General features: G+C 65.8%; 11 protein-coding genes. 6 read left to right on the top strand and 5 right to left on the bottom strand.

The window, feature by feature from the left end:
• Nucleotides 1–11 precede the first annotated feature (11 nt).
• From actP to FBQ73_RS22465, 4 genes are all read right to left on the bottom strand, one after another.
• Nucleotides 12–1,676: a cation/acetate symporter ActP gene (gene actP, locus FBQ73_RS22480; RefSeq protein WP_138401717.1), complete on the bottom strand. Its 1,665-nt coding sequence runs from the start codon at nt 1,674–1,676 to the stop codon at nt 12–14.
• Nucleotides 1,673–2,029, bottom strand: coding sequence for a DUF485 domain-containing protein (locus FBQ73_RS22475; RefSeq protein ID WP_138401716.1), 357 nt, complete (start codon nt 2,027–2,029; stop codon nt 1,673–1,675). The genes actP and FBQ73_RS22475 overlap by 4 nt, the downstream gene beginning before the upstream one ends.
• The gene (locus tag FBQ73_RS22470; RefSeq protein ID WP_138401715.1) at nt 2,026–3,288 is read right to left on the bottom strand and encodes an FAD binding domain-containing protein; all 1,263 of its coding nucleotides are present in this window, start codon (nt 3,286–3,288) and stop codon (nt 2,026–2,028) included. The genes FBQ73_RS22475 and FBQ73_RS22470 overlap by 4 nt, the downstream gene beginning before the upstream one ends.
• A 196-nt stretch (nt 3,289–3,484) precedes the next feature.
• Nucleotides 3,485–4,171, bottom strand: coding sequence for a TetR/AcrR family transcriptional regulator (locus FBQ73_RS22465; protein WP_246089930.1), 687 nt, complete (start codon nt 4,169–4,171; stop codon nt 3,485–3,487).
• 510 nt (nt 4,172–4,681) lie between these two features.
• Between FBQ73_RS22465 and FBQ73_RS22460 the strand changes: the two genes are divergently transcribed.
• The 5 genes from FBQ73_RS22460 to FBQ73_RS22440 all read left to right on the top strand — a co-directional run bounded on the left by FBQ73_RS22460 (nt 4,682) and on the right by FBQ73_RS22440 (nt 13,486).
• Nucleotides 4,682–5,014, top strand: a complete 333-nt coding sequence (locus tag FBQ73_RS22460; RefSeq protein WP_138401713.1) for a hypothetical protein — start codon at nt 4,682–4,684, stop codon at nt 5,012–5,014.
• Between the two features lie 2,332 nt (nt 5,015–7,346).
• Entirely contained in the window at nt 7,347–7,637 is a 291-nt protein-coding gene (locus FBQ73_RS23330; protein ID WP_246089928.1) for a hypothetical protein, read from the top strand.
• A 112-nt stretch (nt 7,638–7,749) separates the two neighbouring features.
• Complete coding sequence (locus tag FBQ73_RS22450; RefSeq protein WP_246089925.1) at nt 7,750–10,299, top strand: peptidase domain-containing ABC transporter; 2,550 nt, start codon at nt 7,750–7,752, stop codon at nt 10,297–10,299.
• Nucleotides 10,262–11,659, top strand: coding sequence for an HlyD family type I secretion periplasmic adaptor subunit (locus FBQ73_RS22445; RefSeq protein WP_138401711.1), 1,398 nt, complete (start codon nt 10,262–10,264; stop codon nt 11,657–11,659). Before FBQ73_RS22450 ends, FBQ73_RS22445 begins: the two co-directional genes overlap by 38 nt.
• Before the next feature lie 12 nt (nt 11,660–11,671).
• Nucleotides 11,672–13,486 (top strand): tetratricopeptide repeat protein, encoded by a 1,815-nt coding sequence (locus tag FBQ73_RS22440; RefSeq protein ID WP_138401758.1) that lies wholly within the window; start codon nt 11,672–11,674, stop codon nt 13,484–13,486.
• Nucleotides 13,487–13,711: 225 nt separating this feature from the next.
• On the opposite strand, the gene FBQ73_RS22435 is transcribed toward FBQ73_RS22440, so the two are convergent.
• On the bottom strand, nt 13,712–14,593 hold the full coding sequence (locus tag FBQ73_RS22435; RefSeq protein ID WP_138401710.1) for a hypothetical protein: 882 nt from the start codon (nt 14,591–14,593) through the stop codon (nt 13,712–13,714).
• Nucleotides 14,594–14,673: 80 nt separating this feature from the next.
• On the opposite strand from FBQ73_RS22435, the gene FBQ73_RS22430 reads away from it, so the two are divergent.
• On the top strand, nt 14,674–16,773 hold the full coding sequence (locus FBQ73_RS22430; RefSeq protein ID WP_138401709.1) for a glycosyltransferase: 2,100 nt from the start codon (nt 14,674–14,676) through the stop codon (nt 16,771–16,773).
• Nucleotides 16,774–16,825: the final 52 nt, after the last annotated feature.

The raw sequence follows: 16,825 nt of genomic DNA, 5'->3' as shown, positions 1-16,825 counted from the left end.
GTATGAGCGCGTCAGTCGAGGGCGAAGCCGGTCTGGGCCCTCACATGCTGCGCGGGGAAGGCCGCCCGCACCCGCTGCGCCGCCGCGCTGCGGTCCGCCAGCGACACGCAGATCGAGACCAGGAAGGCCAGCGGCACGGAGAAGAGCGCCGGATTGTCATAGGGGAATGGCGCCGGCCCGAGCTTCAACGTCGCCGTCCACACGCTCGGGCTCAGGGCCACCAGCACCAGCGCAACCACCAGCCCCGTCACCGATCCGGACACCGCCCCACGGGTGGACAGGCCGGGCCACGACACCGACAGAACGATCACCGGGAAGTTCGCGCTCGCCGCGACGGCGAACACGAGCCCCACCATGAACGCAATGTTCTGGTTCTCGAACAGCAGGCCGAACCCCATGGCGAGCACGCTGATGAGCACCGCCGCCGCCTTCGAGACCCGCACCTCCTCCTGCTCGGATGCGGCGCCGCGGCGGATGACGCGGGCGTAGAGATCGTGGCTCGCCGCCGATGCCCCGGCGATGGTGAGGCCCGAAACCACCGCGAGGATGGTTGCGAAGGCCACCGCCGAGATGAAGCCCAGCAGCACCGAGCCGCCGAGGGCGTTGGCAAGATGCAGGGCAACCATGTTGGTGCCGCCGATCACCGCCCCCGACGCATCCTTGAAGCCGGAATCCGCCATCACCACGGCGATGGCGCCGAAGCCGAGGACGAACAGCAGCGTGTAGAAAATGCTGATGAAGCCGGTGGCCACCAGGACCGATGCCCGCGCCTGCCGCGCATCGGTCACGGTGAAGAAGCGCATCAGGATGTGGGGCAGGCCGGCCGTTCCGAACACAAGGGCGATGCCGAGAGAGATGGCCGACACGGGATCTTTCACCAGCCCGCCGGGCGCCATGATGGCGACGCCCTTCGGGTGCAGCGCCACGGCGTGGGCGAACAGCGTTTCCACGCTGAAGCCGAACCGGGCGAGGATGAGGACCGACATCACCACCGAGCCGGTGAGCAGCAACACCGCCTTGATGATCTGCACCCAGGTGGTGGCGAGCATGCCGCCGAAGGTGACATAAGCCATCATCAACAGGCCCACGAGGCCCACCGCGGCCCAGTAGGGCAGGCCGAAGAGCAGTTCGATGAGCTTGCCGGCCCCCACCATCTGGGCGATGAGGTAGAGCAGCACGATGACCAGCGTGTTGGTGGCCGCCACCACGCGCACCGGCACTTCCGAGAGCCGGTAGGCCACCACGTCGGCGAAGGTATAGCGTCCAAGGTTGCGCAGCGGCTCCGCGATGAGGAACAATATCATCGGGAAGCCCACCAGGAACCCGATTGCATAGATCATGCCGTCATAGCCAGAGCTGTAGACCAGAGCGGTCACGCCGAGGAATGTCGCTGCCGAAGTATAGTCTCCGGCTATGGCCAGGCCGTTCTTGAAGCCGCTGAGGCCGCCACCGGCGGCGTAATAGTCTTGCGCGCCGCCGGTACCCTTGCGGGCGGCCCACCAGGTTACGCCGAGACTGACCGCCACGAACAGAAGGAACAGGCCGATGGCGACCGGATTCAACGGCTGCCGGCTTCCGCCTTCCGCGATGGCGCCTGCCGCCGCCGCTGGAACGGCCGAGGCGAGGACAACGATGCAGGCCGAGAAGCCTGGATAAAGGAGCGTTCCGGCTTTCATTGCATCTCCTCCTCGAGGCGCGTCGTCAGATGATCGAAATGACGATTGGCGACGGCTACATAGATCGCCGTCAGCACGAAGCCGAGGCTCAGCAGTCCGACCCCGGCCAGGATCCCCCAGGTGGTGACCGCGCCGGGCAGCACAGGCGTGCCGAGCGCGCCGGGTGCCAGCGCCACGGTCAGGATGTAGGCGAAGTAAAGCGTGGCCATGGTCGTGGCCAGCGAGAGACCCAGGCGGGTCCGGGCGGAGGCGAGGCGCCGGAAGTTGGGGTTGCGGCGAATGGTTTCGATGCGAGCCGCGATATCCTGCGGGGCCGACACGTACCGCGTGGGGCAGACATTGACGTGTTTCATGCGGCGATCCCCGTGGCGACGGCGGTTTCGCTCATGACGGCCTCGGGACGACGGTGCCGCTCGGCGCGCGCCCGCTCATCCGCGTCGAGAATCTGGGCCTGCATGTAGGCGCCCAGGTGCCGTGCCCGCTGGACCACGGCCCGGCCGAAGGAAAGCCGGCGCGCCTCGAAGGCGGCGAGCGCGGCCTCCACGTCGCTGCCATCGTCGAGGGCCGACACGAGGGCGGCGGCGTCCGCGGCCGCCTTGGTCACGCCCATGCCCACGTGGGGCCGGGCGACGAAGGCGGCATCGCCCAGGATCACCACATGGGGCCCGAGCCGCATGCGCGGCGTCTCCAGATCCTGGATCGCCTGCAGGAAGGGCTGCGGCGTGCGCTCCACCACTTCGGCGAACTGCGGGGCCAGCAGGCGGCGCGCGTCGGCCCGCATGGCGGCGACCACCTCCGGCCGGATGAGGTGGGGGGGAATGGAAAGCGGGTGGCGTTTCCCATCCACGTTGGTGAGGAGGTCGGCGAGCTGTCCGTCGCTGGCCGCGGGCCGGTACCAGACGAAATTGTAGCGTCGGTGGCCGTCTTCGAGCTGCTCGTCCGCGCCGGCCACGGGATAGCCGAGCATCTGTTCGCCCGGGGGCAGGCTGAAGGAGAAGTGGCCGCAAAGGGCTGCCCGGGTCGCGGCTGAGAGAGCAGCCTCATCGACCAGCCCCCGCCAGGCGACATAGCCGGCATAGGTGGGCTGGGCCTCGGGCAGGAACGCCGCCCTGACCGTGGAGAACAGCCCGTCTGCGCCCACGAGGAGGTCGGCCTCCTCGGTGGAGCCGTCGGCGAAATGCGCCCGCACGGCATCGGCACGATCCTCCACCGACACCAGATTGCGACCGTGGTGATAGGTGCCGTCCGGCAAGGCGGAGCGCAGCAGGCGATAGAGATGGCCCCAGGATGTGAGCACCTGCGGCAGGTCGAGCTGCCCGGCGAGCCGCCCCTCGCGGTCGAAGACCCGCCGGCCGCTGACGCCCACGCCCACGCGCGCCTCGGTGACGTCGATGCCTGTCCGGGCGATGACATCGAACATCTCGGGGTGGGTCACGATGCCGGCGCCGCGGCCGGCAAGCTCGCTGCCGATGCGCTCGAACACAGCCACGTCCCAGCCCGACCTGCGCAGCAGGAGCGCGGTGAAAAGCCCGCAGATTGAGCCGCCGATGATGATGGCGCGTTTCCGCTTCGGCGCGCGGTCCAGCCCGCCGCCGGTGCTGTCTCCTGGCATGGGTATTCTCCCTCGGCTCCGCCGGCGCCGGATGTCGAGTTCGGACGACCTTCCGGTTCGCACGTGCCGTTATGTGTTGATGGCGTCGAGCCCCCGTCGGCCGGCTTTGCCAGTCCTGCGGTGCCCGTCCGATATTTATCGGATGATAGATAGTGGCGCGCGGTCCGGCCGGCGTCAACTCTAATTTATCGTTCGATTATTTTTTGCGTGCCCCGGCCTTCCCGGCCAGTGCCGGCTGCGGAAGCACCGCGGCGAAGGCGGCCGGGGCGCCGTGGAGGAATGCATTGACCTTGAAGTCGATGTCGGCATCGAGATCGGCGGGAATGGGCATGCCGTAGATGAACTTGCGCACGCCGATATAAAAGATCGCTGCGTGGAGCGACCATATCAGCTCGATCTCCGCCTCCGTGACCGGCGCGGTCTCGTCGAGGCCGTGGGCGGCGCGGATCTCCATCACGATCCGGTCGAAGAGGCGGGCCCGCAGGAAGGCGAGGTAGCGACTGTTGAAGTCGAGACCCTTGAGCCCGGCAAACATGAACAGCCGCACCCATTCATAGGTCTGGATCAGGGCAGCATAGGCCCGGTAGAAGCGCTTGAGGCGCTCATCAATGGATACGGAGCGGTCCGCGATCTCCGTCTCCCACTCGGTCCGCCAGCGGCTTTGGTAGACCTCCTGGTAGACCCGGTCGAGCAGCGCGTCCTTGCCGGGAAAATAGCGGTAGAGCAAAGGCTGGGTGATGCCGAGCCGCCGCGCGAGATCGCGCGTGGCACCGTCGAAGCCGTGTTCGGCAAAGAAAGCGACCGCGCCGGCGACGATGTCCCGCTCCCGCTCCGCGGGCGAGAGGCGGCGTCGCGGCGGCGACTGGACTTTGGGTGCAGGCAAGGCGGTCATCCGTCTTTATCGAACGATCATTTCTAGCACCTCCTTCGGCGTCTTCGAAAGGGCATTGGCGCCGCATGTGTGGAGGTTGTTCCGCCGGCGGAGCTGGCCGCGCGACATCTTCGGCCATTGCAAGGGGGGCGGCGCTGTTCCCGGTGCAATCCGCATGTCCGCCCATGTCAGCTTTGCAATGGCTTTTCCAGGCTTGCCGCGTCTGGCAGGCACTGGATGATCATTCTTTTGGCATCAGAAGTCTGCTGTGCGTCTCAAGTGCGGGTAAATACTACCTCCATGCGTGTTTATTTATCGTTTCTGTCGCTGTGTGAGCAAATCTGCTCAGACGTCCCCAAGAAGGGGGCTAGGATTTTCTTAACAAAATGTTTCCAGTCGCGCACAGCTTGAGCTTGTCGCACGCAGTCGTGTGTTGATCGCTCTATACAGATGTGTGCCCCGAAGTGAACAAATGGCTTGCGTTAATACTTGTCCGCGAGCAAATCATGGAGGTCCCTCAACATGAATGGCACATTTTTCAGCGTCTCGGGTCTCGATCCGCACGACAGCGCCGATATCGCCTTTGTCTGGTGTCGTCCTCATGGCCAGGACGACCGCATTCTCGTGGGATCCGGACATGTGGTCCCGGCTGCAAGTAATCCCCCCCCTGGCATCCAGGCGGGACAGTTTTGCGTCGTTTTCCCGCTGCCGAACGACTGCTCCGCCGACAGTATCGTCGTTACTGGCGATCGGGATGGCAAAGTCGTTTTGTCTGATATCACCATAAAACAATGTTCGCCCAGCGTGGGATATCGGCCCGCGGCGATCTCTGCTTCCGCCGCCCCGGCGGCGTGAACCTCCAGCCATCAGCGGACACCATCAGCGTTAGCTCAATATTGCCTTGAGATGTTTGGCAAATAATGATGGAACGCAAAAGGAGTCAAACGTCATGAGTGAGCTGATTCAGGTCCAGGGCCGAGATGTGTCCGGCACAACAATGTTCATATACTACAACAATGGCGGGTCTTTCACGCTTCTTGGCAGTGCCTCCAACACCACTGCGGCGAATGACGCGCAGGATGGTGGCAATGTCGGCCTGGCGTCTTATGCGGCGCTCATCTATCTGCCGGATGGTTTTGATCCGGCAAATGTCGTCGTCTACAATCAGGCGGGAACGGTCCAGACGCTGGGCACGGATCCGTCCCTCAGTGGTGTCTATACAGTCACTGAAGTAAACCCGGTCGGAGCTACCGGAGCCACCGGCGAAACCGGTGCCACAGGTGCCACAGGTGCTACGGGTGCCACTGGCGAAACCGGAGCCACAGGTGCCACCGGAGTCACTGGCGAAACCGGTGCCACAGGCGCGACTGGTGAGACGGGTGCCACTGGAGCCACTGGAGCCACCGGCGAAACGGGCGCCACGGGTGCAACCGGTGAGACGGGTGCCACCGGAGCCACTGGAGTCACTGGCGAAACCGGTGCCACAGGCGCGACTGGAGAAACGGGCGCGACGGGTGCCACTGGAGCCACCGGCGAAACCGGTGCCACAGGCGCAACCGGTGAGACGGGTGCCACTGGAGCCACGGGTGCCACCGGCGAAACCGGAGCCACAGGTGCCACCGGAGTCACTGGCGAAACCGGAGCCACAGGCGCGACTGGTGAGACGGGTGCCACTGGAGCTACCGGAGTCACTGGCGAAACCGGTGCCACGGGCGCGACTGGAGAAACGGGCGCCACTGGAGCCACGGGAGCCACCGGCGAAACCGGTGCCACGGGCGCGACTGGAGAAACGGGCGCCACTGGAGCCACGGGAGCCACCGGCGAAACCGGAGCCACAGGCGCGACTGGTATCGGCGAAACGGGTGCCACAGGCGCAACCGGTGAGACGGGTGCCACCGGAGCAACTGGAGCCACCGGAGCGACCGGAGCCACCGGCGAAACCGGAGCCACAGGCGCGACGGGTATCGGCGAAACGGGCGCCACAGGTGCAACCGGTGAGACGGGTGCCACTGGAGCGACCGGTGCCACCGGCGAAACCGGAGCCACAGGCGCGACGGGTATCGGCGAAACGGGCGCCACAGGCGCAACCGGTGAAACGGGTGCCACCGGAGCGACCGGAGCCACCGGCGAAACCGGAGCCACAGGTGCGACGGGTATCGGCGAAACGGGTGCCACAGGTGCAACCGGTGAGACGGGTGCCACTGGAGCCACTGGAGCCACCGGAGCGACCGGAGCCACCGGCGAAACCGGAGCCACAGGTGCGACGGGTATCGGCGAAACAGGTGCCACAGGTGCAACCGGTGAGACGGGTGCCACTGGAGCCACTGGTGCCACTGGAGCCACCGGCGAAACCGGAGCCACAGGTGCGACGGGTATCGGCGAAACAGGTGCCACAGGTGCAACCGGTGAGACGGGTGCCACCGGAGCCACTGGAGCCACTGGTGCCACTGGAGCCACCGGCGAAACCGGAGCCACAGGTGCGACGGGTATCGGCGAAACAGGTGCCACAGGTGCAACCGGTGAGACGGGTGCCACCGGAGCCACTGGTGCCACTGGAGCCACCGGCGAAACCGGAGCCACAGGTGCGACTGGTATCGGCGAAACGGGTGCCACAGGTGCAACCGGTGAGACGGGTGCCACTGGAGCCACTGGAGCCACGGGTGCCACCGGCGCAACCGGAGCCACAGGCGCAACCGGTGAGACGGGTGCAACCGGAGCAACTGGTGAGACGGGTGCCACCGGAGCCACCGGAGCCACTGGAGCCACTGGAGCTACCGGAGCCACCGGCGAAACGGGAGCCACAGGCGCAACCGGTGAGACGGGTGCAACCGGAGCAACCGGTGAGACGGGTGCCACTGGAGCCACTGGTGCCACCGGCCCGACCGGCTCGACTGGAGCCACTGGTCCGACGGGTTCAACTGGAGCCACCGGCCCGACCGGCTCGACTGGAGCCACTGGTCCGACGGGTTCAACTGGAGCCACCGGCCCGACCGGCTCGACTGGAGCCACTGGTCCGACGGGTTCAACGGGAGCCACCGGCCCGACCGGCTCGACTGGAGCCACCGGTCCGACGGGTTCAACTGGAGCCACCGGCCCGACCGGCTCGACTGGAGCTACCGGCCCGACGGGTTCAACTGGCTCAACCGGGCATACCTGCGATACCGGACACGGCGGAGGGAAGCCGCGGATGAGCTTCGCGGGAGGGCATTCGAAGTGCTGCGATGAACAGGCGACGGCGAAGCTCAACAGCGCCAGCGCCGGTTTCGAGGGCTCGGTCAAGAGCATCGTGCAGAAGTCGGGTGCGAGCCTGAGTGCTCAGGATATCGCGTCGCCCAACGTTGCCTCCTCGAGTGTTGCGAACGGCGATAGCCAATCCTTGGCATCGGGAGCGCCGCCGAACACGGGAAGCACATCGGGTTCGGTTTCCCCGAGCTTCGATAACCACCACACGCCGATCATGACGCATCTCAAGCATTGATCTGCGAACAAGCGGGGAAGACCGGCCGAAAGGCCGATCTTCTCCGATTTTTCATTTCGGACTATCAGCCGGACTTACCCAGGTTCTTTTCCGCACGTCGAGGATCCGACAGATGAAACATCGCTGGGCCATCATGACTGCGGGCTTCTTCTCGTCGGCCCTCAATATCTTTCTCCTGACGACGATGGTCATCTTCATTCCGATGTTTGGCCTCGGGGTCGCGAGCGGTGTTACCGAACCCCTGCTCGCGCTCGGCTACATCTTCATCGGCGCGGTCGGCGTGCAGGGGCTGCTGGATGCGGGAGACGGGGTCTTCGCCAAAGGCTGGCGATCCGGCAACGCCAACGCCCCGGCGCAACAAGGTCCTTCTTCGCCGCTCCGTGCGTCCGCGCCGGGCGCCGGCACGACCGGCCCTGATGCGCCACAGGCCATGCCGGATGAAGCGCCCAAGCTCGCCCCCGACGCTTCCGGCACCGGTGAAGCATCCGCGCGGCTGGCCGCGGCGATGACCATCGCCCGGTATCACGGCATCGACCCCGATCCCCGTGAAGCCAGATCCGTCATCGCCGAGGACAGCCCTTCTCCAGCCGCTCTGGTGGCATGGTTCCGGCGATCCGGCCTGTGGGCGCACAGCATCCGTCTCAATTTCCATCAATTGATGAAGATCGACAGTGCGGCGCCCATCCTGCTGCTGCTGTCCGGGGGCGACGCCGCTTTGGTGGTTGGGCGCGATCGCGAGCGCGGCGTGCTGCTGTTGCGCGATCCGCTTGCGCCGGCATTCGAGCCTCCGGTGGCTGTGGCGGAACTGCGCCTCAAGCAGGTCTGGGATGGCGCGACCCTTCTCGTGCGGGCCTCCCGCGCAAGCAGCGAGGATGAGGCGCCTTTCGATCTCGGCCTGCTCACGCGCCTGGTCTGGGGAGAGAAGTCGATCCTGCGGGATGTCATGATCGGCTCGGTCACCATAACGATCCTCAGTATTCTGCCCGTATTGATGATCATGACGACCCTGAATACCGTCATCATGTATCGGAGCTTCAATACGCTCACGCTGATCATCATCGTGCTGGTCATCGCGCTCGTCTTCGAGATGCTGATCACATGGGCGCGGCGGATGCTGCTCGTCATCCTCGCGTGCCGGCTGGATACGCGGCTCAATCTTGCCATCTTCGATCGGCTGATGACGCTGCCCATTGATTTCTTCGAGCGCAATCAGGCCGGCGAACTCTCCTACAAGATCGCGCAGTTCTATCGCGTCCGCGACTTTCTCACCGGCCGGATGATGACGACCTTCATCGACATCGCCATGGTCGCCCTGCTGCTGCCCGTCCTGTTCTACATGGAGGCAACCCTGGCCTGGACCGTGCTGATCGCCGCCGGCTGCATCACCGCGATCATCGCGGCATTCCTCGGGCCGCTGGCGCGCATGACGGCGAAGCTGGTTCAGGCGGAATCCAACAAGGGCTCGACACTGGTCGAAAGCATCTACGGCATCCGCACCATCAAGTCGCTCTGCCTGGAATCCACGCGCGCGGCGGAATGGGACCGGCGCGTCGCCGAGCTGGGTGAGCTCAACCTTCAGATGGGTAAGCTGAGCAACTGGCCGATGGTGCTGGTGATGCCGTTCGAGAAGTATACCGTGGCCGGAGTGCTGGCGCTCGGAGCCTTCATCGCGCTGAGTTCGGACAATCCGCTGTCGCTCGGGGGCCTCATCGGCTTCATGATGCTCGGCGGTCGCGTCGCCGGCCCGCTGGTCAATCTCGCCCGCCTTCTGCAGGACGTCCAGGAAGCCCGTCAGGCGCTCTCGCAGGTCGGCTGGGTTCTCAACCGGCCGACCGAAAGGCGGGCGCTGACCCAGGGGCTGAGGCCGAAGTTCCACGGCGCCATCAGCTTCGAGGACGTGACCTTCAAGTATGAAGGCACCAAGGTCCCGGCCCTCGACAAGATCAGCTTCGCCATCGAGCCGGGCACGATGCTCGGGCTCGTTGGCCGCTCGGGGTCCGGGAAATCCACGATCACGCGACTGCTGATGGGCATCAACCGTGACTATTCGGGCGCGGTGAAGATCGACGGCACGGATCTGCGGGAGATCAACCTGCGCCATCTGCGCCAGAGCTTCGGCGTCGTGCTGCAGGACAATTTCCTGTTCCGGGGCACGGTGAAGGACAACATCCTTGCCGGCCGGCCCGGCCTTACTTTCGAGGATGCGGTGCGCGCGGCGCGGCTCGCCGGCGCGGAGGAATTCATCGAGCGCCTGCCTCAGGGCTACGAGACCTGGATCCAGGAAGGCTCACCCAACCTGTCCGGCGGCCAGCGCCAGCGGCTGGCCATCGCGCGCGCGCTGATCGTGGACCCCAAGCTGCTGATCCTCGACGAGGCGACGTCTTCGCTCGATCCGGAGAGCGAGGCGCTGATCAACGCCAATCTCCAGCGGATGGCAGCCGGGCGCACCATGGTGATCGTTTCCCACCGCCTCTCCTCGTTGGTCGATTGCGACCAGACCCTCGTGCTGGATCGCGGCAAGGTTGTCGACCTTGGCCCGCACCATGAGTTGGTCGAGCGCTGCGCCGTCTATCGCCATCTCTGGCTGCAGCAGACCCGTCATACGGACCCGCAAGGAAAAACCCATGTTGCGCCTGCTCCGAACTTCACCCAGAGAGGCTGACGACGCCGCGGGCGGCAAACCCCTCCCGCTGGCCGTGCTCGAATTCGAAAGCCCGTCGGCGGCGGTCATCGCCACCCGGGTGCCGAGGCTATCGCGCGCGATCAATCTCTTCGTCTTCCTGCTCGTCGTCTCGCTGCTCGTCGCCTGCGGGCTGATCCGCATCGACAAGGTGGTTTCGGCCACCGGCAAGCTGGTGGCCGATGCGCCCAATATCCTGCTCCAGCCCTTTGATCAGACCATCGTCGAGAGCATCGACGTGCGGAAGGGCGACATCGTCCGCAAAGGCCAGGTGCTGGCCCGCCTCAACCCGACCTTCAGTTCCGCCGACGCGGTGGCCATAAAGGATCAGGTTGATCTGCTCACCGCCAAGACCGCGCGGCTCAAGGCGGAGACCCTTGGCGCGGTCTACCTGCCAGACCTGACCAATCCGCACGCGGAGCTCCAGGAATCCATCTTCCGTCAGAGATCTAGCGGGAACAGCTTTTCTCTTTTGAACTTCGACCAGAAGATCAACGAGCTGAAGACCCAGATTTCCGGCAATAATTCTCAGGCCGAATATTTTGTCGAACGGCTCGACCTTGCGGTGAGGGTCGAGGGAATGCGCCAGAAGCTCGAGGATCTGAAAGTCGGCAGCCTGCTCAACACGCTGCTGGCCCAGGATACCCGGCTGACCATGGCTGCGTCGCTCTCCCAGGCGAAATCGGATGCCGCCCAGGGGGGGCGCAAGCTGGCCGCCCAGCAGGCCGAGCGCGAGGCTTTCGTCCAGCACTGGAACAGCGAGACCTCCCAGGAACTGGCCGATACGCGTCGCCGGCTGGTGCAGGCCCAGCAGGACCTTGCCAAGGCCGATCTGCACCACGAGCTCGTGGCGTTGATCGCGCCCCGCGACGCGATCGTGCTCTCGGTGGCCAAGATCTCGGTGGGTTCGGTGGTCAGCAGCGCGGAGCCGCTGATCTACCTTGTTCCGCTCGATGCGCGGCTCTCGGTGGAGGCGGATATTTCCGGCATCGACAGCGGCTACGTTCGTCAGGGCGACCAGGTCACCATCAAGTTCGACACGCTGCCCTACCTGCAGTACGGCAGCGCCCGCGGATCGGTAAGTGCGATCAGTGCCGACAGTTTCAGCCCGGAGACCACGGTTCAGGAAGGCGGCTCGGCGCTGCCAAACCGGCCGCGCTCGCTCTATTACAAGGGCGATATCGTGCTCGATGAGTTGATGATGCACGACACCCCGCCGGGCTTCCGGCTGATGCCCGGCATGCCGGTGACGGCCGACATAAAGGTCGGGACGCGGTCCGTGCTGTCCTACTTCATCACGAAGATCATGCCTGTTGCCTACGGCAGCATGCGGGAGCCATGAACCGTGACCCACATGACCCTGTCGCACTTCTTCGCCGGACGGCTGGATCGCTTCGCGTTCGGCTCGCCGGAGCGGGCACGCCAGCGCGCCGAGCGCCTTTGCGAGGCGTCTCCCGGGCGCGCGTTCGCCTTGTTCGTCGTGGCCGCCGAGGCGGGGGACGCCGAAGCGTCTTTCAGGGTCGGCGAGTGCCTTGTTGAGGGAAAGGGCACGCCCAACGACCTTGTTGAAGCGGCGCGCTGGTACCATCGGGCGGCGATCGCCGGGCATGTGCGCGCGCAGTGCGGTCTCGCCCAGCTTCATCTGTTCGGGCTGCCGGAGGCGGCGGTCGAGCGCGACGCGGGGCTGTTCGAGCCGGTCGCGAGCAGCCAGGCGGATTTTCACGCGGCGGAGATCTGGGCCCATCGGGCGGCCGATGCCGGTGCGGCCGATGCCCAGGCCATGCTGGCCTATATCTTCTCGGCTGGGCCGCCGGACCTGCGCCATCCCGAGGCGGCGTTCGACTGGTACCGCAGATCCGCCGAACAGGATTGCCCGCAGGGCCAGCTCGGCTACGCCATCGCCCTGATGATGCGCGATTCCACGGCGGAAAACCTGGCTGTCGCGCGCCAGCATATGCTTCGCGCGGCGGAGGCGGGCCTGCCCACGGCGCATTACCTGCTCGGCGTCAGCGCCGAGCGCGCGGTGGGTACGCCGCTGGACGAGGTCGCCGCCCGTCATCACTACGCCATCGCGGCGAAGGCCGGACTGGGCAAAGCCCAAGCCCGGCTGGGCCTGCTTCTGCTGGAAGGCCGTGGTGGAGCGGTGGACGCGCTGAATGGGGAAACCTGGCTACGCCGCGCGGGTCTGGGCGGCGACGCCGACGCGGCGGCGATGCTCGGTGGTATCTATGCCCAGGGTGGTGCCCTGCCGCCAAACTACGCGGAATCGGCCCATTGGTTCCGCATCGCCGCGGAACGCGGGCACAGCGCAGCGGCTCGCGCGCTGGGGATGCTCTACCTCACCGGCGCCGGCGTGGTCCGTGATCCCGATGAAGCGGCAATCTGGTTCAAGCAGGCGGCCGAGGCGGGAGATCCCCCCGCCCAGGGCAGCCTGGCAGCCCTGCTGCAGGCGGGGACGGCTGCGAGCCTCACCGATGATCCGCCGCCGGTCCACGAATGGTTCGAGCGCGCGGCCGAGCAGGGCGACCTGCTGGGGGCGTTCAACTATGCCGTCTGCCTTGCCGAGGGCTTCGGCCTGCCGCGCAACGACGAGCGCGCCGCCTTCTGGCTGAAGCGGGCCGCCGAGGGCGTGGTGGACGCGCAGTATTGGTATGGCCGGATGCTTGCGGACGGCCGTGGCGTGGCGCAGGACGAGGTCCAGGCCGCCATCTGGTTCACCCGTGCCGCCAATGCCGGAATGGCGGAGGCGCAGGCGGCGCTGGCCGAGATCCACATGGATGGCCGCGGGGTGCCGCGCGACCATCAGAGCGCGAAATCCTGGTTCCTGCGCGCGGCGTCCGAGGGTCACGCCGGCGCAATGTTCGCCCTGGGAGCGCTGCATGCGGGCGGACACGATATCGAGCCGGACCTCCCGCAGGCCCGGCGCTGGTTCATGGAGGCGGCCGAGGGTGGTAACCCGCGCGCCGCCCTCATGCTTGCGCGCTACGCGGCACGGGGCCTGGGCGGCCCGCTGGATATCGAGGCCGGCCGACGCTGGTACGTGCAGGCGCAGGCGTTGGGACTGCCCGAGGCGGCCGACGAACTGGCCGCATTTGAGCGGTCGCTGGCCATCGACGGCGGGATGGCGGCCGGCATGCCGACCGGCGCCGACGCGCCCGAAGCCGCGTGATGCCGATGGCCGACCAAATCCACCCTCCGGCTGCTCTCGTGCCCGTGCGGCGCATGCGCTTCACCTTCTCGGCGTCCCGTAAAGGTGGGGCCGAGAATGCGGACCTTGATAGACGCTGCTCCCCTTTCCGCCGCAGCCCGACCGTTCGGAGCCTGATCGAGAGCGCACCTGAACCGTGGCGAGGAGACAGGCATGCCTAGCGCGTCCCATGCGCAGTTTGACCTTCTACCGGTTGGCGAGCAGTGCCCTTATTTTCCCTGGCAACCGGTTGGGCGCGCCCAATTGCGCGCAGCTTTCCTCCCACCGGTCGAGATAGTCGGGCAGGGGGATGCCGCTGCGCCCCGGCCAGCGGTTCAGGGCTCCAAGGTCGGCAACCGCGTCCGCATCATCCTCCAGCAGGCCGAGCATGGTCGACACCGCCCCCTTGGCGTCGTCGAGACCGCCGTGCGTTTCGAAGAATACGTCATGGGCGGCGAACCAGGCCGGGAAGCCGGCCGCCATGCCCTGGGCCAGCGCCGTGGTCCGATAGCCGGCGAGGAGGGTTTCCCGGTAGTCTCGGATGGACGTGGCATAGGCGGCATCGTTCGGGAACGGGGGGCTGCGCGCCCACCCGTCGGCCATGCGCCCCAGCCCCCGCAGGGTGAAAGCCTCGGCCAGTGCTTCCTCAAGCCACTGGCAGGGGTTGCGCGGCTTGGCATTGCGCTCCCAGCTGTTGCAGAGCACATGTCCCAGTTCGTGTCCGAACTGATAGGCAAGGTTGCACCAGTCGCGGGTGCCGACGATGACGGTGACCCAGGCCGTGGTCGAATTGCCGGAATGCAGCCACACGGAAGGGTTTTTGCCGGTCTTGTTGTCGATCCGCAGCCGCTTGGGCTGGGCGTCGGAGACAAGCGCCACGCCCCCCAGGCAACCAGCCCGCATGCTCCCGATCACCACGCTGGCGTCCGCCGGCGTCGAACCGCCCCAGTCGCCGCCAAGCTGAAGCCGGGCACCGAGCAGATCGGTTTCGCCGGGCACCACCTCGCTGGGCCTGGTCCATGCCAGCGCCCGCCGGATGGGCAGAAGCAGGCCAGCCCCCAGCAGGGACAGAAAGCAGCGTCGTTTCATGGTCGGCCTGCGACTGGCATGGAAAAATCCCTTTCATCGGGATCAGGCGCGCCGCCGGTCCTGCACGCGGAGGACGTTCGATGAACGCTGCAGGTCAGATGGTCTGTCTGAACATGATCGTCAAGGACGAGGCCGAAGTCATTCGTCGGTGTCTGGACAGCGTGCGCCCGATCATCGATCGCTGGGTGATCGTGGATACAGGATCGACCGACGGGACGCAGGACATTATCCGCGCGCATCTGAAAGATCTGCCCGGCGAGTTGCACGAGCGGCCATGGCGGGATTTCGCGCACAACCGTTCGGAAGCTCTGGCACTGGCGCGCGGGAAGGGTGATTACACTTTCATCATCGATGCCGACGACACGCTGGAAATCAACGGCGATGGCGCCTTGCCCGCGCTGACCGGCGATTCCTACATGGTGACGATCAACGATGCCACCATCGTCTACCAGCGCCCGCAACTGGTGCGCAGCGCACTGCCCTGGCGCTACGAGGGGGTGCTGCACGAATACCTCACCTGCGAGGGTGCCGCTCCCCACGGGCGCTTGTCCGAAATTACGATGCGGCGCAACAATGATGGCGCCCGCAGGAAGGATCCGACGACATACCGGCGCGATGTGACCATTCTGGAAGCTGCATTGCGGACCGAGACCAATCCCTTCCTGATCGCACGCTACCGGTTTTATCTGGCGCAAAGCTATCGCGATTGCAGGGACCGCGAAAAGGCACTGGAAAACTACCTGCTGCGGGCCGAGCTCGGCTTCTGGCAGGAGGAGGTTTTCATCAGCCTCTATGCGGCCGCGCAGTTGAAGGAACAGCTTGGACGCCCCGAGCGGGAGGTCATCGACGCCTACCTTCGTGCCAGCGATGCGCTGCCCACGCGCGCCGAAGCCCTGCACAACGCCAGCCGATTCTGCCGCCACAAGGGGCGCCATGACGAGGGATATCAAATCGCCAGGCGCGGACTGGCCATCCCGTTGCCGACAGACGCCTTGTTCGTGGAACCGTGGATCTACGGGCACGGGCTCCTGGATGAATTTTCGGTCAATGCGTATCACTCCGGGCGCAAGCGGGAGAGCCTTGATGCCAGTCTGAAGATCCTCACCACGGCGAAGCTTTCGGCGGAGGATATGGCGCGGGTGGTGGAAAATGCGCGCCTCGCCAGCGAGGGCCTGCCACGCGGCCCCCTTCCGGGGGCTTCCGCCGCCGAAAGCTTGGCCGAGCTGCACGGGCTGCGGCCGCAGCGGGCGCTTAGGTCCCGCGTGAAGGGGGAGCCGCGCGTGCTCGTCGCCATACTGGCGAGCCAGAAGGAGGCGGTTCTGCCCCTGTATCTGGAGTGCATCGAAGCGTTGGACTATCCGAAATCGGCCATCGTCCTCCATATCCATGCCTGCGACAGCACGGACGGAACCGAGCGCCTCCTGCGCGAATGGGTCGAACGGAACGGTGACCTCTACGCCGGGGTGGAGTTTGAATGCGATGATGTGGAAGGGCACGCCAGACCGCTCGGGGGCCATGAGCGGGAGTTGGAGCGGGAGTTGGAGCGGGCTCGCCGTCTCGGGCAGGTCCGCAACGGCTGCTTGGACCGCGCGGAGGAAAATGCCTGCGATTTCTGCTTCATAGCGGATGTGGGCCACTTCGTGCGACCTTGCACGCTGCGGGAATTGGTGGCGCTCGATCTGCCCATCGTCGCCCCCTTCCTGCGCTCGGTGGAGCCGGGCAACCCCTATTCAAACTATCATTCGCAGATCGATGCGAACGGATACTTCAAGGAATCTGATCTATATTCCCTGATCCTGGGGCAACAGGTGCGTGGTATTCTGGAGCAGCCGGTCGTCAACGGCTGTTATCTTGTCCGCACGGATGTGCGGGAGGGGCTGTCCGGCGAGGACGCAACCGCGCGCCATCCTTACGTTATTTTTTCGGAAAGCGCGCGCCGGCTCGGCGTTCCACAGTATTTGGATAATCGACAAGTCTACGGCTATATGGTGCTCCGCGACGCAGGGGATCTCCACACCTCTGGCGAAGTCGAGCGCGCGAGATTTCTGCTGCGCAGCGTGGATACTTATGCGGAAGGTGTCTGTGAGCTACCCGACCGATCAAGCCGGGACTGGAACAAGCGCCTGAAGGTCTTGCCGACAACGCCCTATCCGCTCAGGTCGGTTTCATTCGAGGGGTGAGCCCGTGCCTCGAAGAGTCCGGGATCGGTAGCGCCTCTCAGTTGCGGTCGAT

Source organism: Xanthobacter autotrophicus (assembly GCF_005871085.1).
Lineage (GTDB): Bacteria > Pseudomonadota > Alphaproteobacteria > Rhizobiales > Xanthobacteraceae > Xanthobacter > Xanthobacter autotrophicus.
Note: the sequence above shows the minus strand (reverse complement) of the source record. Positions and strands in the feature narration are given on the sequence as shown.